The 21,069-nt window shown below is 39.8% G+C and carries 37 protein-coding genes; all 37 read left to right on the top strand.

Annotation, left to right across the window (positions count from 1 at the left end):
* The first annotated feature begins 42 nt into the window (after nt 1-42).
* The 37 genes from tuf (at nt 43) to rplM (ending at nt 21,062) form a co-directional block, all read left to right on the top strand.
* Nucleotides 43-1,233: an elongation factor Tu gene (gene tuf, locus BK580_RS23005; protein ID WP_078382557.1), complete on the top strand. Its 1,191-nt coding sequence runs from the start codon at nt 43-45 to the stop codon at nt 1,231-1,233.
* A gap of 779 nt (nt 1,234-2,012) precedes the next feature.
* Nucleotides 2,013-2,321: a 30S ribosomal protein S10 gene (gene rpsJ / locus BK580_RS23000; protein ID WP_010191483.1), complete on the top strand. Its 309-nt coding sequence runs from the start codon at nt 2,013-2,015 to the stop codon at nt 2,319-2,321.
* Between the two features lie 35 nt (nt 2,322-2,356).
* Nucleotides 2,357-2,986: a 50S ribosomal protein L3 gene (rplC, locus tag BK580_RS22995; RefSeq protein ID WP_078382556.1), complete on the top strand. Its 630-nt coding sequence runs from the start codon at nt 2,357-2,359 to the stop codon at nt 2,984-2,986.
* Nucleotides 2,987-3,011: 25 nt separating this feature from the next.
* Complete coding sequence (gene rplD, locus BK580_RS22990) at nt 3,012-3,635, top strand: 50S ribosomal protein L4 (protein WP_078382555.1); 624 nt, start codon at nt 3,012-3,014, stop codon at nt 3,633-3,635.
* Entirely contained in the window at nt 3,635-3,922 is a 288-nt protein-coding gene (rplW, locus tag BK580_RS22985; protein ID WP_078382554.1) for a 50S ribosomal protein L23, read from the top strand. Before rplD ends, rplW begins: the two co-directional genes overlap by 1 nt.
* A gap of 34 nt (nt 3,923-3,956) precedes the next feature.
* Complete coding sequence (rplB, locus tag BK580_RS22980) at nt 3,957-4,787, top strand: 50S ribosomal protein L2 (protein WP_078382553.1); 831 nt, start codon at nt 3,957-3,959, stop codon at nt 4,785-4,787.
* Nucleotides 4,788-4,844: 57 nt separating this feature from the next.
* The gene (gene rpsS / locus BK580_RS22975) at nt 4,845-5,123 is read left to right on the top strand and encodes a 30S ribosomal protein S19 (RefSeq protein ID WP_078382552.1); all 279 of its coding nucleotides are present in this window, start codon (nt 4,845-4,847) and stop codon (nt 5,121-5,123) included.
* Between the two features lie 19 nt (nt 5,124-5,142).
* The gene (rplV, locus tag BK580_RS22970; RefSeq protein WP_078382551.1) at nt 5,143-5,484 is read left to right on the top strand and encodes a 50S ribosomal protein L22; all 342 of its coding nucleotides are present in this window, start codon (nt 5,143-5,145) and stop codon (nt 5,482-5,484) included.
* Between the two features lie 3 nt (nt 5,485-5,487).
* Nucleotides 5,488-6,144 carry a 30S ribosomal protein S3 gene (gene rpsC, locus BK580_RS22965; RefSeq protein WP_078382550.1) on the top strand — a complete coding sequence of 219 codons (657 nt, stop codon included), beginning with the start codon at nt 5,488-5,490 and terminating at the stop codon, nt 6,142-6,144.
* A 1-nt stretch (nt 6,145) separates the two neighbouring features.
* A complete protein-coding gene (gene rplP, locus BK580_RS22960) occupies nt 6,146-6,580 on the top strand; it encodes a 50S ribosomal protein L16 (RefSeq protein WP_078382549.1) in 435 nt (144 codons plus the stop codon).
* Nucleotides 6,570-6,770, top strand: a complete 201-nt coding sequence (gene rpmC / locus BK580_RS22955) for a 50S ribosomal protein L29 (RefSeq protein ID WP_010191499.1) — start codon at nt 6,570-6,572, stop codon at nt 6,768-6,770. The genes rplP and rpmC overlap by 11 nt, the downstream gene beginning before the upstream one ends.
* 19 nt (nt 6,771-6,789) lie before the next feature.
* Nucleotides 6,790-7,053 (top strand): 30S ribosomal protein S17, encoded by a 264-nt coding sequence (gene rpsQ, locus BK580_RS22950; RefSeq protein ID WP_078382548.1) that lies wholly within the window; start codon nt 6,790-6,792, stop codon nt 7,051-7,053.
* Between the two features lie 42 nt (nt 7,054-7,095).
* Nucleotides 7,096-7,464, top strand: a complete 369-nt coding sequence (gene rplN, locus BK580_RS22945) for a 50S ribosomal protein L14 (RefSeq protein ID WP_010191501.1) — start codon at nt 7,096-7,098, stop codon at nt 7,462-7,464.
* 35 nt (nt 7,465-7,499) lie between these two features.
* The gene (rplX, locus tag BK580_RS22940; protein ID WP_078382547.1) at nt 7,500-7,811 is read left to right on the top strand and encodes a 50S ribosomal protein L24; all 312 of its coding nucleotides are present in this window, start codon (nt 7,500-7,502) and stop codon (nt 7,809-7,811) included.
* A 26-nt stretch (nt 7,812-7,837) separates the two neighbouring features.
* On the top strand, nt 7,838-8,377 hold the full coding sequence (gene rplE / locus BK580_RS22935; protein ID WP_078382546.1) for a 50S ribosomal protein L5: 540 nt from the start codon (nt 7,838-7,840) through the stop codon (nt 8,375-8,377).
* A gap of 30 nt (nt 8,378-8,407) precedes the next feature.
* Nucleotides 8,408-8,593 carry a type Z 30S ribosomal protein S14 gene (locus BK580_RS22930; protein ID WP_016429895.1) on the top strand — a complete coding sequence of 62 codons (186 nt, stop codon included), beginning with the start codon at nt 8,408-8,410 and terminating at the stop codon, nt 8,591-8,593.
* Between the two features lie 31 nt (nt 8,594-8,624).
* The gene (gene rpsH, locus BK580_RS22925; protein WP_010191507.1) at nt 8,625-9,023 is read left to right on the top strand and encodes a 30S ribosomal protein S8; all 399 of its coding nucleotides are present in this window, start codon (nt 8,625-8,627) and stop codon (nt 9,021-9,023) included.
* A 31-nt stretch (nt 9,024-9,054) separates the two neighbouring features.
* Nucleotides 9,055-9,591 carry a 50S ribosomal protein L6 gene (rplF, locus tag BK580_RS22920; protein WP_078382545.1) on the top strand — a complete coding sequence of 179 codons (537 nt, stop codon included), beginning with the start codon at nt 9,055-9,057 and terminating at the stop codon, nt 9,589-9,591.
* Between the two features lie 34 nt (nt 9,592-9,625).
* Complete coding sequence (gene rplR / locus BK580_RS22915) at nt 9,626-9,988, top strand: 50S ribosomal protein L18 (protein ID WP_078382544.1); 363 nt, start codon at nt 9,626-9,628, stop codon at nt 9,986-9,988.
* Between the two features lie 20 nt (nt 9,989-10,008).
* Entirely contained in the window at nt 10,009-10,509 is a 501-nt protein-coding gene (gene rpsE, locus BK580_RS22910) for a 30S ribosomal protein S5 (protein WP_078382543.1), read from the top strand.
* Between the two features lie 13 nt (nt 10,510-10,522).
* On the top strand, nt 10,523-10,705 hold the full coding sequence (gene rpmD / locus BK580_RS22905; RefSeq protein WP_078382542.1) for a 50S ribosomal protein L30: 183 nt from the start codon (nt 10,523-10,525) through the stop codon (nt 10,703-10,705).
* Nucleotides 10,706-10,738: 33 nt separating this feature from the next.
* Nucleotides 10,739-11,179, top strand: a complete 441-nt coding sequence (gene rplO / locus BK580_RS22900; protein ID WP_078382541.1) for a 50S ribosomal protein L15 — start codon at nt 10,739-10,741, stop codon at nt 11,177-11,179.
* Entirely contained in the window at nt 11,179-12,471 is a 1,293-nt protein-coding gene (secY, locus tag BK580_RS22895; protein ID WP_078382540.1) for a preprotein translocase subunit SecY, read from the top strand. The genes rplO and secY overlap by 1 nt, the downstream gene beginning before the upstream one ends.
* Before the next feature lie 60 nt (nt 12,472-12,531).
* Complete coding sequence (locus tag BK580_RS22890; RefSeq protein ID WP_078382539.1) at nt 12,532-13,182, top strand: adenylate kinase; 651 nt, start codon at nt 12,532-12,534, stop codon at nt 13,180-13,182.
* On the top strand, nt 13,182-13,928 hold the full coding sequence (gene map, locus BK580_RS22885) for a type I methionyl aminopeptidase (RefSeq protein ID WP_078382538.1): 747 nt from the start codon (nt 13,182-13,184) through the stop codon (nt 13,926-13,928). Before BK580_RS22890 ends, map begins: the two co-directional genes overlap by 1 nt.
* A 13-nt stretch (nt 13,929-13,941) precedes the next feature.
* Complete coding sequence (locus BK580_RS22880) at nt 13,942-14,256, top strand: KOW motif-containing protein (protein ID WP_139364956.1); 315 nt, start codon at nt 13,942-13,944, stop codon at nt 14,254-14,256.
* On the top strand, nt 14,256-14,474 hold the full coding sequence (infA, locus tag BK580_RS22875) for a translation initiation factor IF-1 (RefSeq protein WP_028390440.1): 219 nt from the start codon (nt 14,256-14,258) through the stop codon (nt 14,472-14,474). Before BK580_RS22880 ends, infA begins: the two co-directional genes overlap by 1 nt.
* Before the next feature lie 41 nt (nt 14,475-14,515).
* Nucleotides 14,516-14,629, top strand: a complete 114-nt coding sequence (rpmJ, locus tag BK580_RS22870) for a 50S ribosomal protein L36 (protein WP_003156543.1) — start codon at nt 14,516-14,518, stop codon at nt 14,627-14,629.
* Between the two features lie 20 nt (nt 14,630-14,649).
* Nucleotides 14,650-15,015, top strand: coding sequence for a 30S ribosomal protein S13 (gene rpsM, locus BK580_RS22865; protein ID WP_078382537.1), 366 nt, complete (start codon nt 14,650-14,652; stop codon nt 15,013-15,015).
* A 29-nt stretch (nt 15,016-15,044) separates the two neighbouring features.
* Nucleotides 15,045-15,434, top strand: coding sequence for a 30S ribosomal protein S11 (gene rpsK, locus BK580_RS22860; protein ID WP_078382536.1), 390 nt, complete (start codon nt 15,045-15,047; stop codon nt 15,432-15,434).
* Nucleotides 15,435-15,604: 170 nt separating this feature from the next.
* On the top strand, nt 15,605-16,549 hold the full coding sequence (locus BK580_RS22855) for a DNA-directed RNA polymerase subunit alpha (protein WP_078382535.1): 945 nt from the start codon (nt 15,605-15,607) through the stop codon (nt 16,547-16,549).
* Between the two features lie 75 nt (nt 16,550-16,624).
* A complete protein-coding gene (rplQ, locus tag BK580_RS22850) occupies nt 16,625-16,987 on the top strand; it encodes a 50S ribosomal protein L17 (protein ID WP_078382534.1) in 363 nt (120 codons plus the stop codon).
* Between the two features lie 238 nt (nt 16,988-17,225).
* Nucleotides 17,226-18,065: an energy-coupling factor ABC transporter ATP-binding protein gene (locus BK580_RS22845; protein WP_078382533.1), complete on the top strand. Its 840-nt coding sequence runs from the start codon at nt 17,226-17,228 to the stop codon at nt 18,063-18,065.
* Entirely contained in the window at nt 18,041-18,913 is an 873-nt protein-coding gene (locus BK580_RS22840; protein WP_078382532.1) for an energy-coupling factor ABC transporter ATP-binding protein, read from the top strand. Before BK580_RS22845 ends, BK580_RS22840 begins: the two co-directional genes overlap by 25 nt.
* A complete protein-coding gene (locus tag BK580_RS22835) occupies nt 18,910-19,704 on the top strand; it encodes an energy-coupling factor transporter transmembrane component T family protein (RefSeq protein WP_078382531.1) in 795 nt (264 codons plus the stop codon). Before BK580_RS22840 ends, BK580_RS22835 begins: the two co-directional genes overlap by 4 nt.
* Nucleotides 19,705-19,719: 15 nt before the next feature.
* On the top strand, nt 19,720-20,466 hold the full coding sequence (gene truA, locus BK580_RS22830) for a tRNA pseudouridine(38-40) synthase TruA (RefSeq protein ID WP_078382530.1): 747 nt from the start codon (nt 19,720-19,722) through the stop codon (nt 20,464-20,466).
* A 158-nt stretch (nt 20,467-20,624) separates the two neighbouring features.
* Entirely contained in the window at nt 20,625-21,062 is a 438-nt protein-coding gene (rplM, locus tag BK580_RS22825) for a 50S ribosomal protein L13 (RefSeq protein WP_078382529.1), read from the top strand.
* Nucleotides 21,063-21,069: the final 7 nt, after the last annotated feature.

Below are 21,069 nucleotides of genomic sequence, written 5' to 3'. Positions count from 1 at the left end.
ATATCAAATAAAAATTAATGAAACTCTAAGGAGGATATACTAATGGGTAAAGAGAAATTCGATAGATCCAAGACTCATGCTAATATCGGTACAATCGGACACGTTGACCATGGTAAAACAACTTTAACAGCTGCAATCACTACTGTTCTTGCTAAGCGCAGTGGAAAAGGTGCTGCAATGGCTTATGACATGATCGACGCAGCTCCAGAAGAAAGAGAGCGTGGAATCACTATTTCTACAGCTCACGTTGAGTACGAAACTGAAAACCGTCACTATGCACACGTTGACTGCCCAGGACATGCTGACTATGTTAAAAACATGATCACTGGTGCTGCTCAAATGGACGGCGGAATCTTAGTAGTATCTGCTGCTGATGGTCCAATGCCACAAACTCGTGAGCACATCCTTCTTTCTCGTCAAGTTGGTGTTCCTCACCTAGTTGTATTCTTAAACAAATGTGACATGGTTGACGACGAAGAATTACTAGAATTAGTTGAAATGGAAGTTCGTGACCTTCTTTCTGAGTACGATTTCCCTGGAGACGATGTTCCTGTAATCAAAGGTTCTGCTCTTAAAGCTCTTGAAGGAGAAGCAGATTGGGAAGAAAGAATCGTTGAACTTATGAATGCAGTTGATGAGTACATCCCAACACCAGCTCGTGACACTGAAAAGCCATTCATGATGCCAGTTGAGGACGTATTCTCTATCACTGGTCGTGGAACAGTTGCTACTGGACGTGTTGAGCGTGGACAAGTTAAAGTTGGTGACACTATCGCAATCATCGGTTTAACTGAAGAGCCTAAATCTACTACTGTAACTGGAGTAGAAATGTTCCGTAAGCTTCTTGACTATGCTGAAGCTGGAGACAACATCGGTGCACTTCTTCGTGGGGTTGCTCGTGATGACATCCAACGTGGACAAGTATTAGCTAAGCCTGGTACTATCACTCCACACACAAAGTTCAAAGCTGAAGTTTACGTATTATCTAAAGAAGAGGGTGGACGTCACACTCCATTCTTCACTAACTACCGTCCTCAGTTCTACTTCCGTACAACTGACGTAACTGGTATCTGCCAACTTCCTGAGGGAGTAGAAATGGTAATGCCTGGTGACAACGTTGAGATGACTGTTGAGCTTATCTCTCCAATCGCGATCGAAGAAGGAACTAAGTTCTCTATTCGTGAAGGTGGACGTACAGTAGGCGCTGGCGTAGTTGCTACTATCACTGAGTAATCATTATTAAAATAAAACCAGTACACTTTCTTAGTGTGCTGGTTTTTTTATTGGAGACGAATACTTTCTGATGGTTAAGATCAAAATTAGAATGAATTTTTCTAGAAAATATTCATTCTTAGTGTTATCAGTCGATTTTTTGGTTTATGAACCATCTTTTTGTTTTTTGTGAGCCGGTACCTCTGATTTATGAGCCACTCTTGGTATTATATAATCCGGTATCGCTAATATATGAGCCGTTTTTAATGTTTTATGAGCGTAGTGTGATTTTTATAATTGAATTAAGATGATGAGGAAAAACTTGGGGTGGGAGTAGTTTTTAGTTTCGAGTTGAGGTTAGTTCTGATTTATAGGTTAATTGTCCTTTTGGTTCCTTTCTAAATTTCATGTTATTCATAATTACAGACGACTATCTTCTATATAAAAGACACCTTAGTCCCCTCCTCTATAATTTTTAGTTAACATAGAATCAACCACACTAAATCAGTGAACGAAATCATCTATTCCATCACTGGAAAAAAATGAAATGAATATTTCTGTCGTCATATATTGCAATATAGATTACTTCCCGATATAATATGAAAAGTGCTCAGAGATTTATTTGAAATAATAGTTGCATTGTCTAGCGATGGAATGTATAATAGATAATGTTGGTCTTTGACTGCGATGATGTGAAAGGTTGCTGGCACACCCGGCCGCTTTGCCATGGCGAGTGTGACAGGTTAATTTTCACGGAGAATGTCTATCAATAATATAGGCGAAAAAAGGAGGGAAAAATAATGGCAAAAGAAAAGATTCGCATTCGTTTAAAAGCTTATGATCACAGAATTCTTGATCAATCTTCAGAAAAAATCGTTGAAACTGCAAAACGTTCAGGCGCAACTGTTTCTGGTCCGATTCCGTTACCAACTGAAAGATCTGTATACACAATCTTACGTGCGGTACACAAATATAAAGATTCTCGTGAGCAATTCGAAATGCGCACTCATAAGCGCTTAATCGATATCATTAACCCAACACCACAAACGGTTGATAGCTTAATGCGTTTAGATCTTCCATCTGGTGTGGACATCGAAATCAAGCTTTAATCAATAAATACTTAATAAATCAGGAGGTGTGACTAATGACCAAAGGAATCTTAGGAAAAAAAATAGGTATGACTCAAGTTTTTGCTGCTAATGGCGATCTTATCCCTGTAACAGTAATTGAAGCAACTCCAAACGTAGTACTTCAAGTTAAAACTGTAGAAGCAGACGGTTATGAAGCAATTCAAATCGGTTTTGCTGACAAGCGTGATAAATTAGCAAACAAGCCCGAAAAAGGACATGTTGCTAAAGCTAACACAGCACCTAAGCGCTTCATTCGTGAAATTAATGGAGTTGACTTAGAAACTTACGAAGTTGGTCAGGAAGTCAAAGTTGATATTTTCGCAGAAGGCGATGTAGTAGATGTAACGGCAATCTCAAAGGGTAAAGGTTTCCAAGGCTCAATTAAGCGCCATAACCAATCTCGCGGCCCAATGTCTCATGGTTCTCGTTATCACCGTCGTCCTGGTTCTATGGGACCTGTTGCTCCAAACCGTGTATTCAAAGGTAAATTATTACCTGGTCGCATGGGTGGAGAGCGTGTTACTATCCAGAACCTTGAAATCGTGAAAGTAGACACAGAACGTAACCTATTATTAGTAAAAGGTAACGTACCTGGTCCTAAAAAAGCATTAATTACAATTAAAAGTGCGGTAAAAGCAAACTAATTGTCTAGGAAAGGAGGAACTACAAATGCCTAAAGTAGCATTATACAATCAAGCTGGCTCTCAAGTCGGTGAAGTTGAATTAGCAGATGCTGTGTTCGGTATTGAGCCAAATAACAGCGTATTGTTCGATGCGATCGTTATGCAAAGAGCATCTCAACGTCAAGGTAATGCAAAAGTAAAAGGACGTTCTGAAGTAGCAGGTGGTGGACGTAAGCCATGGCGTCAAAAGGGTACTGGTCGTGCTCGTCAAGGGTCTATCCGCTCTCCACAATGGCGTGGTGGTGGTATCGTATTCGGTCCTACACCAAGAAGCTATAGCTACAAGTTACCTAAGAAAGTACGTCGCTTAGCTATCAAATCTGCATTATCATCTAAAGTATTAGAAAACGAGTTATTAGTATTAGAAGGATTAGCTTTTGATGCACCAAAAACAAAAGAAATGACTTCTGTATTAAAAGGCTTAGAAATCAACCGTAAAGCGTTAATCGTAACAGCTGACGACAGCGAAAACGTAGCTTTATCTGCTCGTAATATCCCTGGAGTAACTGTTATTACTGCAAATGGTGTGAACGTATTAGACGTTGTAAGCCATGATAAAGTAATCTTTACGAAAGACGCTGTTCAAAAATTAGAGGAGGTGCTTGCATAATGAGAGATCATCGTGATGTTCTTAAGCGCCCCGTAATTACTGAGCGTTCTACTGACTTAATGAGCGAAAAGAAATATACTTTTGAAGTAGATGTTAGATCTAACAAGACAGAAGTTAAAGATGCTGTTGAGGCAATCTTTGGCGTTACTGTTGAAAAAGTTAACATCATGAACTACAAAGGTAAATTCCGTCGTGTAGGTCGTCACAGCGGATTAACTAACCGTCGTAGAAAAGCTATTGTTACGTTAAAAGAAAACAGCAAAGAAATCGAATTCTTCGAAGCTTAAAAAATACAATCATCATTGAAAAGGAGGGAAAAAGATGGCGATTAAAAAATACAAACCAACCTCAAATGGACGTCGTGGCATGACAGTTTCTGATTTCGCAGAGATCACTACTGACAAACCAGAAAAAAGCTTGCTACAACCGTTACACAGAAAAGGTGGTCGTAATAATCAAGGTAAACTGACAGTTCGTCACCAAGGTGGAGGACACAAACGTCAATACCGCGTCATCGACTTCAAACGTGATAAAGATGGTATACCAGGACGCGTTGCTACAATTGAGTATGATCCAAACCGTTCTTCTAATATCGCGTTAATCAACTATGCGGATGGAGAAAAGCGTTACATCCTAGCTCCTAAGAATTTAGAAGTAGGAATGCAAGTAATGTCTGGACCAGAAGCTGATATTAAAGTGGGTAATGCATTGCCACTAATCAACATTCCAGTAGGTACTGTTATTCACAACATCGAATTAAAACCGGGTAAAGGTGGACAATTAGTTCGCTCTGCAGGTACATCTGCACAAGTACTTGGTAAAGAAGGTAAATACGTACTTGTACGTTTAACTTCTGGTGAAACTCGTATGATTCTTTCCACTTGTCGTGCAACTGTAGGTCAAGTTGGTAATGAACAACACGAACTTATCAACATTGGTAAAGCAGGACGCTCTCGTTGGTTAGGTATTCGTCCAACAGTTCGTGGTTCTGTAATGAACCCTAACGATCACCCACACGGTGGTGGAGAAGGTCGCTCACCAATCGGACGTAAGTCACCAATGACTCCTTGGGGTAAACCAACTCTTGGTTATAAAACTCGTAAGAAGAAAAACAAGTCAGACAAATTCATCGTTCGTCGTCGTAAAAAATAACGGGGTTGTACTACGGTTCACAAGGACCGTAGAGCAATCACGAAGGGAGGTTTCCACATGGGTCGCAGCTTGAAAAAAGGGCCTTTTGTAGATGATCATTTAATTAACAAGATTGAAAAGTTAAATGAAACTGAGGGTAAACAAGTTGTTAAAACTTGGTCTCGTCGTTCTACTATTTTCCCACAATTTATCGGACATACAATCGCTGTATATGATGGCCGTAAACACGTACCAGTGTATGTGACAGAAGACATGGTAGGTCACAAGCTTGGAGAATTTGCTCCATCTCGTACTTACAAAGGTCATGCAAATGATGATAAGAAAACAAAACGCTAATTAGAGAGGAGGCTTTTACATGCAAGCTAAAGCTGTTGCAAGAACAGTTCGTATTGCTCCTCGTAAAGCTCGTCTAGTTATGGATTTAATTCGAGGCAAGCAAGTAGGCGAAGCAGTATCAATTTTGAAGTTAACTCCAAAATTTGCTTCACCAGTAATCGAAAAAGTTCTAAAGTCCGCTATTGCTAACGCAGAGCACAATTATGAAATGGACGCTAACGCGCTAATCATTACAGAGGCATACGTAAATGAAGGTCCAACTTTAAAACGTTTCCGCCCTCGTGCAATGGGTCGTGCGAGTCAAATCAACAAACGTACTAGCCACATTACAATCGTGGTATCAGAAAAGAAGGAGGGATAATCAGTGGGTCAAAAGGTAAATCCAATCGGTCTTCGTGTAGGTATTATTCGCGATTGGGAGTCTAAATGGTACGCAGGAAAAGATTATGCTAACCTGCTTCATGAAGATATCAAAGTTCGCGAATATATTGCAAAACGTCTAAATGACGCATCTGTTTCTAAAGTTGAAATCGAACGTGCTGCAAACCGCTTAAACGTAACAGTTCACACTGCTAAACCAGGTATGGTTATTGGTAAAGGTGGTACTGAAGTTGAAGCACTTCGTAAAGCACTAAACCAGTTAACAGGTAAACGTGTACACATCAACATCTTAGAAATTAAAAGAGCAGATTTAGATGCTAAATTAGTAGCTGAAAACATCGCTCGTCAATTAGAAAATCGTGTATCTTTCCGTCGTGCTCAAAAGCAAGCAATTCAACGTGCTATGCGTGCTGGTGCGAAAGGTATTAAAACAATGGTTTCTGGTCGCTTAGGCGGAGCAGATATCGCTCGTTCTGAACATTATAGTGAGGGTACAGTTCCACTTCATACTCTTCGCGCTGATATTGACTATGGTACAGCAGAAGCTGATACAACTTACGGTAAATTAGGTGTGAAAGTTTGGATCTACCGTGGAGAGGTCCTTCCTACAAAGAAGAAAAAAGAGGAAGGAGGAAAATAATATGTTATTACCAAAACGCGTAAAATATCGCCGCGAACATCGTGGGAAAATGCGTGGAAAAGCGAAGGGCGGTACAGAAGTACACTTCGGAGAGTTCGGTTTACAATCTACTGAAGCTTCTTGGATCACTAACCGTCAAATCGAAGCTGCACGTCGTGCGATGACTCGTTATATGAAACGTGGCGGTAAAGTTTGGATTAAAATTTTCCCTTCAAAACCATATACAGCAAAACCTCTTGAGGTCCGAATGGGTTCCGGTAAAGGTGCACCAGAAGGATGGGTAGCTGTTGTAAAACCTGGAAAGGTTATGTTTGAAATTTCAGGTGTATCTGAAGAAATAGCTCGTGAAGCATTACGTTTAGCTGCACACAAATTGCCAGTTAAATGTAAGTTTGTAAAACGTGAAGAAATTGGTGGTGAAACTAATGAAAGCTAATGAACTACGTGATTTAACCACTGCCGAGATTGAACAAAAAGTTAAATCTTTAAAAGAAGAGCTATTCAACCTACGCTTTCAATTAGCGACTGGTCAATTAGAAAACACTGCTCGTATTCGCGAAGTACGTAAGTCAATCGCTCGTATGAAAACAGTAGTTCGCGAGAGAGAGATCGCTTCTAACAAATAATTAAGAGGAGGTTCGCGAAATGAGTGAACGTAACCAACGTAAAGTTTACACTGGACGTGTTGTGTCTGATAAAATGGACAAAACAATCACAGTTCTTGTAGAAACTTACAAAACTCACGCACTCTACGGCAAACGTGTTAAGTACTCTAAAAAGTACAAGGCGCATGATGAAAATAGTGTTGCTAAGACTGGCGATATCGTTAAAATCATGGAGACTCGTCCATTATCTTCAACAAAGCGTTTCCGTTTAGTAGAAGTAGTAGAAAAAGCTGTAATTATCTAATATTTAAGTTCGGATGATAAATTCCGAAGGGAGGTACCATGCATGATTCAACAAGAATCTCGTTTGAAAGTTGCTGATAACTCAGGTGCTCGTGAAGTACTAGCAATTAAAGTATTAGGTGGATCTGGTCGTCGTTACGCGAATATTGGTGATGTTATTGTTTGTACAGTAAAACAAGCAACACCAGGAGGCGTTGTTAAAAAAGGTGACGTAGTTAAAGCTGTAGTAGTTCGTACTAAACGTGGAGTTCGTCGTAATGACGGTTCATATATCCGTTTTGATGAGAACGCATGCGTAATTATCAAAGATGATAAGAGCCCTCGTGGAACTCGTATCTTCGGACCAGTTGCACGTGAATTACGTGATAACAACTACATGAAGATTGTATCTTTAGCTCCAGAAGTTCTCTAATATAAAGAAATGATGTGTCAAGGAGGTGCGAAAGGATGCATGTAAAAAAAGGTGATAAAGTTGTAGTTATCTCTGGTAAGGACAAAGGTAAGCAAGGAGTTATCCTTGAATCTTTTCCTAAGAAAGACCGTGTTCTTGTAGAAGGTATTAACATCGTGAAAAAACATGCTAAACCATCACAAGAAAACCCTCAAGGTGGAATCATTAACCGTGAGGCGCCTATTCATGTATCAAACGTTATGCCTTTAGATCCTAAGTCCGGTGAACCGACTCGTGTAGGATACAAGGTAGTAGACGGTAAAAAAGTACGTGTTGCAAAAAAATCAGGTGAACAATTAGATAAATAGACCGTTGTAGAAAGGAGGTACTTTTGATGAACCGCCTAAAAGAAAAGTATCAAAGCGAAATTATTCCTGCTCTAATGGGCAAGTTTAACTATAAATCTGTTATGCAAGCTCCAAAGCTTGAAAAGATCGTTATTAACATGGGTGTTGGTGATGCTGTAGCAAACTCAAAAGCGTTAGATAGCGCTGTTGAAGAGTTATCTTCTATCACTGGTCAAAAACCTGTTGTTACAAGAGCGAAAAAATCTATCGCTGGTTTCCGTCTTCGTGAAGGTATGCCAATTGGTGCGAAAGTTACATTACGCGGTGAGCGTATGTATGAATTCCTAGATAAGTTAGTATCTGTTTCTTTACCACGTGTTCGTGACTTCCGTGGAATCTCCAAGAAGTCTTTTGATGGCCGTGGAAACTACACTCTTGGTGTAAAAGAGCAACTTATCTTCCCTGAAATTGATTACGATAAAGTCAGTAAAGTACGTGGCATGGATATCGTTATTGTTACAACTGCTAACACAGACGAAGAAGCTCGTGAGCTTTTATCCTCATTCGGTATGCCATTCCAAAAATAATACCGACGATTAGTAGAGGGAGGCGAAATTGTGGCTAAAAAATCAATGATTGCGAAACAAAAGCGTACACCTAAACATAACGTGCAAGCTTACACTCGTTGTGAACGTTGTGGGCGTCCACACTCTGTGTTACGTAAGTTTAAGCTTTGCCGTATTTGTTTCCGTGAATTAGCTTATAAAGGCCAAATTCCTGGCGTTAAAAAAGCAAGTTGGTAAAACCCGATAATTGGGAAGGAGGTAAATTTAAATGGTTATGACAGATCCTATTGCAGATATGCTTACTCGCATCCGTAATGCGAATATGGTACGTCACGAGAAGCTTGAACTTCCTGCTTCTAAAATCAAAAAAGAAGTTGCTGAAATCTTAAAACGTGAAGGTTTCGTTCGTGATGTAGAATTTATCGAAGACAATAAACAAGGTATCATTCGTATTTTCCTAAAATACGGAGCTAATAATGAGCGTGTAATTACTGGTCTTAAGCGTATCAGTAAGCCAGGTCTTCGTGTATATGCAAAAGCTAACGAAGTACCACGTGTATTAAATGGTTTAGGTATTGCGATCATCTCTACTTCTCAAGGTGTTATCACTGATAAAGAAGCTCGTCAGAAACAAGCTGGTGGAGAAGTATTAGCATACGTTTGGTAATAATTTCTTTAAATGAACGGAGGTGTAACTCATGTCACGTGTAGGTAAAAAACCTATTGAAATCCCAACTGGGGTTACAATTACAAATGACAATAATACAGTAACTGTAAAAGGTCCTAAGGGCGAGTTAACTCGTACTTTTAACCAAGATTTAACTATCACTTTAGAAGAGAACGTATTAACAGTAGTACGTCCTTCAGATAGTAAGGAACATCGTACTATCCACGGAACAACTCGTGCTCTATTAAACAACATGGTTGTAGGTGTAACAACTGGTTTCGAAAGAGGGTTAGAACTTATCGGGGTTGGTTACCGTGCTTCCAAGCAAGGTAATAAGCTAGTTCTGAACGTAGGGTACTCTCATCCAGTAGAAATCACACCTGAGCAAGGTATTGAAGTGGAAGTTCCAGCAAACACAAAGATCGTTATTAAAGGTATTGATAAAGAACGCGTAGGTGCTCTTGCAGCAAACATTCGTGACGTTCGTCCGCCAGAACCTTACAAAGGTAAAGGGATTCGTTATGAAGGAGAACATGTACGTCGTAAAGAAGGTAAAACTGCGAAGTAATAGCGCATAGCCGATAGAAAGGAGTGACTGCAAGATGATTACAAAACCTGATAAAAATTCTACTCGTAAGAAAAGACACACTCGTGTTCGTGCTAAGTTATCAGGAACTGCAACTCGTCCACGTTTAAACGTGTTTCGTTCAAACCAACACATTTATGCACAAGTTATCGATGATAGTAACTCTGTAACAATCGTAAGTGCATCTACTCTTGATAAAGAGTTAACTGCTGCTAACGGGAGTAACTTAGAATCAGCGGTATTAGTTGGAGAATTAGTTGCAAAGCGCGCAATCGAAAAAGGTATTAAATCCGTAGTATTCGACCGCGGAGGATACTTATATCATGGCCGTGTAAAAGCATTAGCAGATGCTGCACGTGAGGCTGGCTTAGAATTTTAATCGACAAAGGAGGGACACTGATGCGTCGTATTGATCCAAACAAATTAGAACTTGAAGAACGCGTTGTTACGGTTAACCGCGTTGCGAAAGTAGTAAAAGGTGGACGTCGTTTCCGCTTTGCTGCTCTAGTAGTAGTAGGTGACAAAAACGGTAATGTTGGTTTTGGTACTGGTAAAGCTCAAGAAGTACCTGAAGCAATCCGTAAAGCAATTGAAGATGCGAAAAAGAACTTAGTTGCTGTACCTATCGTTGGTACAACAATTCCTCACCAAGTACTTGGAGAATTTGGTTCTGGAGAAATCCTATTAAAACCAGCTTCTGAAGGTACTGGGGTTATTGCTGGAGGTCCAGTTCGTGCGGTACTAGAATTAGCAGGTGTTCAAGACATCCTTTCTAAATCTCTAGGATCTAACACACCAATCAACATGATCCGTGCTACATTAGATGGATTAAAGCAATTGAAACGTGCAGAGGACGTTGCTAAATTGCGTGGTAAAACGGTAGAAGAACTGTTAGGATAAGGAGGGAAACAAAATGGCAAACAAATTAGCAATCACCCTCACTCGCAGTGTAATCGGTCGTCCACAAGACCAACGTGTGACTGTTCAAACGCTTGGTTTGAAAAAAATGAACCAAACGGTTATCCATGAGGATAACGCAGCTATTCGTGGAATGATTAACAAGGTATCTCACCTTGTTACTGTGAACGAGCAATAAATAGATACGGTTATTAAATAAGGAGGTGCCACAATGAAACTTCATGAGTTAAAACCATCAGAAGGATCTCGTAAAGAGCGTAATCGCGTTGGACGCGGAACAGGTTCTGGTAACGGAAAAACTTCTGGTAGAGGTCATAAAGGTCAAAATGCACGCTCTGGCGGTGGCGTTCGTCCTGGATTTGAAGGTGGTCAAACACCTCTATTCCAACGCTTACCAAAGCGCGGATTCACGAACATCAATCGTAAAGAGTTTGCAATTATCAACCTTGATACGTTAAACCGCTTTGAAGATGGAACAGAAGTTACACCTGAATTACTTCTTGAAACAGGTTTAGTTAGCAAATTAAATGCTGGATTAAAAGTATTAGGTAACGGTTCGATCGAGAAAAAGCTTACAGTTCGTGCTCATAAATTCTCCTCAGCCGCTAAGGAAGCTATAGAAGCAGCTGGCGGTTCAGTTGAGGTGATTTAATGTTCCAGACATTCTCCAATTTTATGCGCGTGGGTGATATAAGAAAGAAAATTGTTTTCACCCTATTAATGTTAGTCATATTCCGTATCGGTACGTTTATCCCAGTACCAGGGGTAAACTCTGACATATTGAAATTCCAAGATGAGTTTAGTGTGTTCGGTATCATGAATACCTTTGGTGGTGGAGCTTTGGAAAACTTCTCAATTCTTGCCATGGGTGTAATGCCATACATCACAGCGTCCATTATTGTACAGTTGTTACAAATGGATGTTGTTCCTAAGTTTACGGAGTGGTCAAAACAAGGAGAAGTTGGACGTCGCAAATTAGCTCAATTCACTAGATACTTTACAATCGTGCTTGGATTTATCCAGGCAATTGGTATGTCTATAGGGTTTAATAACTTAGCTGAAGGTCAGCTAATTAGTAACCCTACCATCGCTACTTATCTGTTAATCGCGGTAGTGTTAACAGCTGGAACTGCATTTTTAATGTGGCTTGGTGAGCAAATCACTGCGCATGGAGTTGGGAATGGTATTTCTATTCTTATCTTCGCGGGTATCGTTGCTGCCATTCCAAATGGAGCAAACCAGATTTATGCAAAACAAATTGAGGGTGCTGGAGATCAATTGTTCCTAAATCTCGTTGTTGTTGCTTTAATTATTCTTGCAATATTAGCTGTTATAGTCGGTGTTATCTTTATTCAACAAGCATTACGTAAAATCCCGATCCAGTATGCAAAGAAATTATCAGGGCGTAATCCAGTTGGAGGACATTCTTCACACTTACCGTTAAAAGTTAATGCAGCAGGGGTAATCCCGGTTATCTTTGCAGTATCATTTATCATCACACCACCAACTATCGCGTCTTTCTTTGGTCCAAACAATGTTACTGAATGGATCCAGAGGACATTTGATTATACTAATCCGATAGGTATGGTAGTTTACGTAGCTCTTATTATTGCCTTTACGTATTTCTATACATTTGTTCAGTCCAATCCTGAGCAGATGGCAGAAAACTTAAAGAAACAAGGTGGATATATTCCAGGTATACGACCTGGGGTAAATACACAGGAATATCTGACAAAGATTATCTTCCGACTTACTTTTGTTGGGGCTCTATTCTTAGCAGGGATTTCTATCCTACCTGTTATCTTTATGAAATTAGCTGATCTTCCTCCAGCCGTACAGATTGGTGGAACTGGTATCCTCATCGTAGTTGGTGTTGCACTAGAAACGATGAAGCAACTAGAAAGTCAGTTAGTAAAGCGTCATTATAAAGGGTTTATCAAGTAATGAAGTAATTGGGATAACATTATCCCAATATACTTCACAAGAGACTGAGGGGGCATTAAGATGAATTTAGTTCTAATGGGACTTCCGGGTGCCGGTAAAGGTACTCAAGCAGAACGAATTGTCGAAAAGTACAATATCCCTCATATCTCAACCGGAGATATGTTTCGTGCTGCAATGAAGGAAGGAACTGAACTAGGCCTTAAAGCTAAGTCTTTTATGGACCAAGGACAGCTTGTTCCTGATGAAGTAACGATCGGTATCGTTCGTGAAAGACTGGAAAAAGAAGATTGCAAAAACGGTTTTCTATTAGATGGCTTCCCAAGAACTGTTCCTCAAGCAGATGCTTTAGAGCAAATGTTAGAAGAGCTTGGACGGAAAATTGATTATGTAATCAATGTTGATGTCGATCAAAGTATTTTGATGGAGCGTTTAACTGGAAGACGTATTTGTAAAGATTGTGGATCAACTTATCATTTAGTATTCAATCCTCCAAGTGAAGATGGTGTTTGTGATAAGTGTGGCGGGGAACTTTATCAGCGTGCTGATGACAACGAAGAAACTGTTGGGAACCGCTTAGAAGTTAATGTGAAACAATCCAAGCCTTTACTGGACTTTTATAAGTCTAAAGGGTATCTTCAAAACATTGATGGACAACAACCGATTGGAAAAGTTTTTAACGATATAGAAAAGCTTCTTGGAGGTCGTGCGTAATGATTATCTGTAAAACTGCTCGTGAGCTTGAAATCATGAGAGAAGCAGGTAAGATCGTGGCACTTACTCATCAAGAATTACAAAAACATATTGTACCTGGCGTAACGACGAAACAATTGGATGATATTGCTGAAAGATTCATTCGCAAACATGATGCAATTCCTTCGTTCAAAGGGTATAATGGTTTTCGCGGAAGCATTTGTGCTTCTGTTAATGAAGAACTAGTTCATGGTATTCCCGGAGATAGAGTACTTAAAGACGGCGATATCATTAGCATAGATATTGGTGCAAAGTATAATGGTTACCACGGTGACTCCGCTTGGACGTATCCTGTTGGTAGCATATCCGATGAAACAAAGCGATTACTTGAAGTCACGGAACAATCATTGTATGAAGGCATCAAGGAAGTAAAACCGGGCGCTCGTCTCTCAGATGTTTCACATGCGATTCAAACGTATGCAGAAGCACATGATTTTTCAATCGTGAGAGAGTATGTAGGGCATGGAATTGGTCAAGACTTACATGAAGATCCCCAAATTCCACATTACGGACCTCCTAACAAAGGTCCACGGTTAAAACCTGGTATGGTCCTAGCAATTGAACCAATGGTCAATGCAGGAACTCGCTACGTTAAAACGCTAGCAGATGACTGGACTGTTGTTACTGTTGACGGTAAAATGTGTGCTCATTTCGAACATACGGTCGCGATTACAGAAACAGGTTACGAGATCTTAACAAAACCCTAAGAGGTGAGATTGCATGATCGAATCTAATTCGACTTTGCAAGTGGGGCAATTTGTTTTGATTACTCAAGGCAGAGATGCCGGACAGTATGCCGTAATTATTAAAATTCTTGATGAGCGTTTTGTCGTCCTAGCGGATGGAGACAAGCGGAAGTATGACCGCCCTAAGAAGAAGAACATTCATCATCTTGAATTTTTTGATTACGTATCTCCAGAAGTTCAGAACAGTATGATGGAAACGGGCCGTGTGACAAATGGGAAATTGCGTTTTGCGCTAACAAAGTTTGTCAATGAGCTTGTTACTGATTTGAAGAAGGGAGAACTTAATTAATGGCGAAAGACGATGTAATTGAAGTAGAAGGTACTGTCCAAGAGACTTTACCAAATGCAATGTTTAAAGTAGAATTGGAAAATGGTCATACGGTATTGGCTCATGTTTCTGGGAAAATACGTATGCACTTTATTCGAATCCTGCCAGGAGATAAAGTAACGGTGGAGCTTTCTCCATACGATTTAACACGCGGTAGAATTACGTATCGTTTTAAATAAACCTATTTTAGCACTCCGTACTATCAGGGAGGTAATATAAGATGAAAGTGAGACCATCTGTTAAGCCAATCTGCGAAAAATGTAAAGTTATTCGTAGAAAAGGTAAAGTTATGGTTATTTGTGAAAATCCGAAACACAAACAAAAACAAGGATAACTTGAGGGAGGTGCGCATATATGGCACGTATTGCTGGTGTTGATGTTCCTCGCGACAAGCGCGTTGTAATTTCATTAACATATATTTTCGGTATTGGTCGTCCAACAGCTGAAAAAGTTTTAGCTGAAGCTGGTGTATCTGAGGAAACTCGTGTACGCGACTTAACGGAAGAAGAATTAGGAAAAATTCGTGACATCGTAGACAAAATTAAAGTTGAAGGTGATCTTCGTCGTGAAGTATCTCTTAACATTAAGCGTCTAATCGAAATTGGTTGCTACCGTGGTCTTCGTCACCGTCGTGGTTTACCAGTTCGTGGTCAAAATACTAAAAACAATGCTCGTACACGTAAAGGTCCACGTCGTACAGTAGCGAATAAAAAGAAATAATTTTAAGTAAGTAAGGAGGTAAGTTAAATATGGCACGCAAAACTAATACACGTAAACGCCGTGTGAAAAAGAATATTGACACTGGTATCGCGCATATCCGTTCTACATTCAATAACACAATCGTAACGATTACTGACTCTCACGGAAATGCAATTGGGTGGTCTAGTGCAGGTGCTCTTGGCTTCAGAGGTTCTCGTAAATCTACTCCATTCGCAGCACAAATGGCAGCTGAAACTGCTGCAAAGTCTTGCATGGAGCACGGTTTAAAAACTTTAGAAGTTACAGTTAAAGGCCCTGGTGCTGGTCGTGAAGCAGCAATTCGTGCTTTACAAGCAGCTGGTCTTGAAGTAACTGCTATTAGAGACGTAACCCCAGTACCTCATAACGGTTGCCGTCCACCAAAACGTCGCCGTGTTTAATTTGTCTGTATAGAATTTGTATACATGTCAATAATGGCTTATGATACAGTTTTAAAACATACAGATAATTAAATGTTGTTGTTGTGCACAATCGGGACATACCTATGGGGAATTTCGGTTAGACATTTCATGTCTTTCCGGGGTTTCGACGTTTTGAAGGAGGGTTATGAATGTTAGAAATCGAAAAACCAAAAATCGAAACGGTTGAAATCAGCGATGACGCCAACTATGGTAAATTCGTCGTCGAGCCACTTGAGCGTGGATATGGAACAACTTTGGGTAACTCCTTACGTCGTATTCTTTTATCCTCACTTCCTGGTGCCGCTGTAACATCTATCCAAATAGATGGTGTACTGCATGAGTTCTCAACAATTGAAGGCGTCGTTGAAGATGTTACAACAGTTATTTTGAACGTTAAGAAGCTAGCATTAAAAATCTATTCAGATGATGAGAAAACGTTAGAGATTGATGTTCAAGGAGAAGGAGCTGTAACAGCTGCTGACATTACACATGATAGCGATGTTGAGATCCTAAACCCTGACCTTCATATCGCTACCTTAGCGAAAAACGCTCACTTACGTATTCGTTTCACTGCAAAGCGCGGTCGTGGATATGTACCAGCGGTCGGAAACAAGCGTGAAGATCAACCAATTGGTGTTATTCCAATTGATTCTATCTTTACACCAGTTTCTCGTGTTTCTTATTATGTTGAAAATACACGTGTAGGCCAAGTGTCTAACTATGACAAGCTTACAATTGATGTATGGACAGATGGTAGCAACGGTCCACAAGAAGCAGTAGCACTTGGGGCAAAGATTTTAACTGAGCACTTAAATATATTTGTTGGCTTAACAGATGAAGCCCAAAACGCAGAGATTATGGTAGAAAAAGAAGAAGATCAGAAGGAAAAAGTTCTAGAGATGACTATCGAAGAACTAGACTTATCTGTTCGTTCATATAACTGCTTAAAGCGTGCTGGAATTAATACTGTTCAAGAACTTGCAAATAAAACAGAAGAAGATATGATGAAAGTTCGCAACTTAGGCCGTAAGTCTTTAGAAGAAGTCAAGCACAAATTAGAAGAGCTTGGTTTAGGCCTGCGTAAAGATGACTAGTTTTTATTCGTAAAACTAGGCATCTTTATGTGTTTGAACGTTTCATTACTTTCTACAGAAGGAGGGAACATCAACATGGGATACAGAAAATTAGGTCGTACTAGCGCACAGCGTAAAGCGATGTTACGTGACTTAACAACTGATTTAATCATCAGTGAGCGCATTGAAACTACAGAAGCACGTGCGAAAGAATTACGTTCTGTTGTAGAAAAAATGATCACTCTTGGTAAGCGTGGAGATTTACATGCTCGCCGTCAAGCAGCTTCTTATGTTCGTCATGAAGTTGCGAACGTAGAAACTGGTCAAGACGCAGTTCAAAAATTATTTGCTGATATCGCTCCACGTTATGATGAGCGTCAAGGTGGATACACTCGTATTATGAAACTTGGACCTCGTCGCGGTGACGGAGCACCAATGGTTATCATCGAGTTAGTTTAATTTATAGTGGTTTCAAAAAGGAGGCAACGACTTTTTGAATATCCCCTATAGTCAGTCATAAATAAGGGCGGACAGTTGTAATGACTGATCTATGCCCTTTATTTTTTTGCCAAAAAACAGTTCGAAGTCTCTTCTCTACTCGCGGCTGAGAGAAGAGACTAAAAACGTGTTCGTTTTTATATTATAATATCGTTTATAGAGGTAGAAGAGAAAAGATGAGAAGAGAGGAGTAAGGTACATGGCTATGAAAATCCTAGAAGTGAAAAATTTATATTTCCGATATGCCAATCAAGAGGAAGATACATTAAAAGATATTAATATAGAAATAAAGCAAGGAGAATGGACTGCAATTGTAGGTCATAACGGATCAGGGAAATCCACGCTTGCTCGAATTTTAAATGGATTACAGTTCCCAACAGAAGGTTCGGTTACTATTAATGGAATGAAATTGTCGGAGGATACACTTTGGGATATCCGTCGCCAAGTAGGTATGGTATTTCAAAATCCTGATAATCAATTTGTAGGCTCCACGGTGGAGGATGATGTTGCGTTTGGTTTAGAAAATATTGGAATTCCGCGCGATGAAATGATCCAGCGAGTGGAAGAAGGTATAGAAAGAGTTGGGATGAAATCTTTTCTAACCCAAGAACCACATCAACTCTCAGGCGGTCAAAAGCAGCGAGTGGCAATTGCAGGGATAATTGCATTGCGTCCAGCCATAATTATTCTAGATGAAGCAACCAGCATGCTTGATCCAATAGGCCGTCGGGAGGTCATACAGACGATTGAAGAACTTCGAAGAGAAGTTGGAGTTACTGTTTTATCTATTACCCATGATTTAGAAGAAGCATCAAAAGCGGACCGCATGATTGTTTTAAATGGAGGGAAAGTGTTTGCAGAAGGAACTCCAAGTGAAATATTCCAACTAGGTGATCAGCTTGTTGAGATTGGATTAGATCTACCTTTTACCATTATATTAGCAAACAAATTAAAGCAGTTAGGTGTCAAACTTGAGACCAATCCAACAACAAGTGAAAGGCTGATTGAAGAGTTATGCAAATTACAATTAAAGATTTAGAGCATCGCTATCAAGAAAAAACACCATTTGAGCGCCTAGCCCTTTTTGACGTGAATATGGATATTAAAGATGGTTCTTACACAGCGATTATCGGACATACAGGTTCTGGTAAATCAACTCTGCTCCAGCATTTAAACGGATTACTGCGCCCATCAAAAGGAATAATACAATTAGGGGATTTTACGTTAAAAGCCACTGTTAAAGAGAAAAACATCAAAGCGCTCCGCAAAAAAGTGGGTATTGTTTTTCAGTTTCCTGAGCATCAGCTTTTTGAGGAAACGGTAGAAAGGGACATTTGTTTTGGACCAATTAATTTTGGTGTTTCAGAAGAAGATGCAAAGAAAAGAGCGAGGACGGCGTTAAAGCTTGTAGGCTTGCCAGAAAAGTATTTAGAAGTTTCTCCATTTGATTTAAGTGGCGGACAAATGCGTCGAGTGGCGATTGCAGGAGTTCTTGCGATGGAGCCAGAGGTGCTGGTATTAGATGAACCAACAGCAGGTTTAGATCCGAGAGGCCGTAAAGAAATAATGGATCTTTTTTACCATTTACACAAAGAAAAAAAGCTCACCACCATCCTAGTAACACATAGCATGGAAGATGCCGCAAAATATGCGGATTCAATTATGGTATTGAATAAGGGAACGGTTGGACTTAAAGGAGAGCCTAGAGAAATCTTTGCTAACGCAGAGATAATCCAAGAGCTTGGTTTGGATGTTCCAGAAACTGTTCTGTTTATGAAAGCATTGGAGTCTCGTTTGCGTACTAAGGTAGGCGGAGTATGTTTAACTGTAGACGAAGTTGCTAACGCAATTGTTTCCCAGTTAGAAAAAGGGGGAACAATAGAGTGAATAACTTGATTATTGGAAGATATGTGCCAGGTAGTTCTATCGTCCACCGAATGGATCCTAGAGCGAAACTTTTATTAGTGTTTATTTTTGTCATGATTGTGTTTCTTGCTAATAATGTATGGGGATACTCACTGCTGGGGGCATTTACGTTAACCATTGTTCTTTTGACGAGGATACCTCTTCTATTTATTTTAAAAGGCTTAAAGCCAATTTTGTGGATTATCATTTTTACGATGTTCTTTCATGTTTTTTTAACAAAAGAAGGAAATTTATTATTCCAATTTGGGTTTCTTCAAGTGTATGAGGAAGGAATTATTCAAGCTGTCTTTATTTCCATGCGCTTTCTATTTTTAATTACCATTACGACTATCCTGACTCTAACTACTACTCCAATTGAGGTAACCGATGGGATGGAGACACTATTTGGTCCTTTTAAGAAACTAGGTGTGCCTGTTCATGAGTTAGCTTTAATGATGTCGATTTCCTTGCGTTTTATTCCTACTTTAATGCAGGAAACAGATAAGATTATGAAAGCGCAAAGTGCAAGAGGTGTGGATTTCACCACAGGCCCATTAAAAGAGCGTGTAAAGGCGCTTGTCCCTTTGCTTGTCCCATTATTCATTAGCGCCTTTAAACGCGCAGAGGAGCTTGCTACAGCGATGGAGGCACGTGGGTATAAGGGCGGAGAAGGTCGAACGAAATTCCGCTTGCTTGAGTGGCAAATCAAGGATACGTTGCTCATGGTGTTATTAGCTATAATGACGTTTATATTATTTATGATTCGAACATAATGGAGTCAGGATGCGATGAATAGAATAAAATGTGTTATTTCATATGATGGAACTCAATTTGAGGGCTATCAAATACAAAAAGAGAAGCGGACGGTCCAGCTAGAAGTACAGAAGGCATTAGCTCGTATTCATAAAGGAGCTGAGATGAAGGTATTCGCATCGGGCCGAACGGATGCTGGGGTACATGCAGTGGGACAAGTACTGCATTTTGACACCCCGCTAACCATCCCAACCCAAGCGTGGCAGAAAGCATTAAATGCTCATCTACCGAAAGATATATGGGTAAAGCAGGTTTTAGAAGCAGCATCTACTTTCCACGCACGCTTTGATGTAGTGCAAAAGGAATATCGCTATAAAGTCTCCTTATGTAAGGATTTTAACGTGTTTACTCGCCATCATGTCTTTCACTACCCTTATAAATTGGATGTGGATGCGATTCAAGAAGCGACAAAATTCTTACTAGGGACACATGATTTCACCAGCTTTTGTTCTGTTAAGACAGAGGTAGTGGATAAGGTACGAACAATTTATGAATTAGAAGCATGCGTAATGGACGATGAGCTAGTGTTTCGCGTAGTAGGCAATGGTTTTTTATACAATATGGTGCGGATAATTGTAGGAACATTATTAGAAGTTGGACAAGGAAAAAAACAGCCAAAGGAAATTTTGGAAATTCTCCAGGAGCAGGATAGAAAGGCCGCTGGGAAAACGGCACCAGCTCAAGGTTTATATTTGTGGAGCGTGATTTACAATGACAACTAATCCTGGTGTAACATTTTCTTGACAATATGAAAGAAAAGTTATAAGATATCACATGGTATGTATTTTAACCCCACGATTAAGCCCCGGAAGAGTTTCATCGTGTAGAATAAAATATATGATACGAAAAATAAAAGATTTATTTTTTAGGAGGGAAATCAATGCGTACAACGTTTATGGCGAAAGCTAGCGAAATCAATCGTAAATGGTACGTGGTAGATGCTGAAGGTAAAACTTTAGGTCGTCTTGCAAGTGAAGTTGCAACCATTTTACGTGGTAAACATAAACCAACATTTACTCCAAATGTAGATACTGGAGATCATGTAATTATCATTAACGCAGAAAAAATTCACTTAACTGGTAACAAGTTAAACGGAAAGATCTACTACCGTCACACTATGCACCCAGGTGGATTAAAGCAAAGAACGGCTTTAGAAATGCGTACTAACTATCCTACAAAGATGTTAGAACTTGCAATCAAAGGCATGCTTCCAAAAGGAAGTCTTGGTCGTCAAATGGCTAAAAAATTAAACGTATATGCTGGTAGTGAGCATCCACACCAAGCACAACAACCTGAAGTTTACGAACTTCGCGGTTAATTAAAAG

Source organism: Sutcliffiella halmapala, from assembly GCF_002019665.1.
GTDB classification, from domain to species: domain Bacteria; phylum Bacillota; class Bacilli; order Bacillales; family Bacillaceae_I; genus Sutcliffiella_A; species Sutcliffiella_A halmapala.
The sequence above is the reverse complement of the archived record's forward strand: the minus strand, read 5'-3'. Positions and strand labels throughout refer to the sequence as shown.

Coding starts and splice junctions, on each gene's coding strand:
- tuf (WP_078382557.1), top strand. CDS start 43: ATGGGTAAAGAGAAATTCGATAGATCCAAGACTCATGCTAATATCGGT.
- rpsJ (WP_010191483.1), top strand. CDS start 2,013: ATGGCAAAAGAAAAGATTCGCATTCGTTTAAAAGCTTATGATCACAGA.
- rplC (WP_078382556.1), top strand. CDS start 2,357: ATGACCAAAGGAATCTTAGGAAAAAAAATAGGTATGACTCAAGTTTTT.
- rplD (WP_078382555.1), top strand. CDS start 3,012: ATGCCTAAAGTAGCATTATACAATCAAGCTGGCTCTCAAGTCGGTGAA.
- rplW (WP_078382554.1), top strand. CDS start 3,635: ATGAGAGATCATCGTGATGTTCTTAAGCGCCCCGTAATTACTGAGCGT.
- rplB (WP_078382553.1), top strand. CDS start 3,957: ATGGCGATTAAAAAATACAAACCAACCTCAAATGGACGTCGTGGCATG.
- rpsS (WP_078382552.1), top strand. CDS start 4,845: ATGGGTCGCAGCTTGAAAAAAGGGCCTTTTGTAGATGATCATTTAATT.
- rplV (WP_078382551.1), top strand. CDS start 5,143: ATGCAAGCTAAAGCTGTTGCAAGAACAGTTCGTATTGCTCCTCGTAAA.
- rplP (WP_078382549.1), top strand. CDS start 6,146: ATGTTATTACCAAAACGCGTAAAATATCGCCGCGAACATCGTGGGAAA.
- rpmC (WP_010191499.1), top strand. CDS start 6,570: ATGAAAGCTAATGAACTACGTGATTTAACCACTGCCGAGATTGAACAA.
- rpsQ (WP_078382548.1), top strand. CDS start 6,790: ATGAGTGAACGTAACCAACGTAAAGTTTACACTGGACGTGTTGTGTCT.
- rplN (WP_010191501.1), top strand. CDS start 7,096: ATGATTCAACAAGAATCTCGTTTGAAAGTTGCTGATAACTCAGGTGCT.
- rplX (WP_078382547.1), top strand. CDS start 7,500: ATGCATGTAAAAAAAGGTGATAAAGTTGTAGTTATCTCTGGTAAGGAC.
- rplE (WP_078382546.1), top strand. CDS start 7,838: ATGAACCGCCTAAAAGAAAAGTATCAAAGCGAAATTATTCCTGCTCTA.
- rpsH (WP_010191507.1), top strand. CDS start 8,625: ATGGTTATGACAGATCCTATTGCAGATATGCTTACTCGCATCCGTAAT.
- rplF (WP_078382545.1), top strand. CDS start 9,055: ATGTCACGTGTAGGTAAAAAACCTATTGAAATCCCAACTGGGGTTACA.
- rplR (WP_078382544.1), top strand. CDS start 9,626: ATGATTACAAAACCTGATAAAAATTCTACTCGTAAGAAAAGACACACT.
- rpsE (WP_078382543.1), top strand. CDS start 10,009: ATGCGTCGTATTGATCCAAACAAATTAGAACTTGAAGAACGCGTTGTT.
- rpmD (WP_078382542.1), top strand. CDS start 10,523: ATGGCAAACAAATTAGCAATCACCCTCACTCGCAGTGTAATCGGTCGT.
- rplO (WP_078382541.1), top strand. CDS start 10,739: ATGAAACTTCATGAGTTAAAACCATCAGAAGGATCTCGTAAAGAGCGT.
- secY (WP_078382540.1), top strand. CDS start 11,179: ATGTTCCAGACATTCTCCAATTTTATGCGCGTGGGTGATATAAGAAAG.
- BK580_RS22890 (WP_078382539.1), top strand. CDS start 12,532: ATGAATTTAGTTCTAATGGGACTTCCGGGTGCCGGTAAAGGTACTCAA.
- map (WP_078382538.1), top strand. CDS start 13,182: ATGATTATCTGTAAAACTGCTCGTGAGCTTGAAATCATGAGAGAAGCA.
- BK580_RS22880 (WP_139364956.1), top strand. CDS start 13,942: ATGATCGAATCTAATTCGACTTTGCAAGTGGGGCAATTTGTTTTGATT.
- infA (WP_028390440.1), top strand. CDS start 14,256: ATGGCGAAAGACGATGTAATTGAAGTAGAAGGTACTGTCCAAGAGACT.
- rpmJ (WP_003156543.1), top strand. CDS start 14,516: ATGAAAGTGAGACCATCTGTTAAGCCAATCTGCGAAAAATGTAAAGTT.
- rpsM (WP_078382537.1), top strand. CDS start 14,650: ATGGCACGTATTGCTGGTGTTGATGTTCCTCGCGACAAGCGCGTTGTA.
- rpsK (WP_078382536.1), top strand. CDS start 15,045: ATGGCACGCAAAACTAATACACGTAAACGCCGTGTGAAAAAGAATATT.
- BK580_RS22855 (WP_078382535.1), top strand. CDS start 15,605: ATGTTAGAAATCGAAAAACCAAAAATCGAAACGGTTGAAATCAGCGAT.
- rplQ (WP_078382534.1), top strand. CDS start 16,625: ATGGGATACAGAAAATTAGGTCGTACTAGCGCACAGCGTAAAGCGATG.
- BK580_RS22845 (WP_078382533.1), top strand. CDS start 17,226: ATGGCTATGAAAATCCTAGAAGTGAAAAATTTATATTTCCGATATGCC.
- BK580_RS22840 (WP_078382532.1), top strand. CDS start 18,041: ATGCAAATTACAATTAAAGATTTAGAGCATCGCTATCAAGAAAAAACA.
- truA (WP_078382530.1), top strand. CDS start 19,720: ATGAATAGAATAAAATGTGTTATTTCATATGATGGAACTCAATTTGAG.
- rplM (WP_078382529.1), top strand. CDS start 20,625: ATGCGTACAACGTTTATGGCGAAAGCTAGCGAAATCAATCGTAAATGG.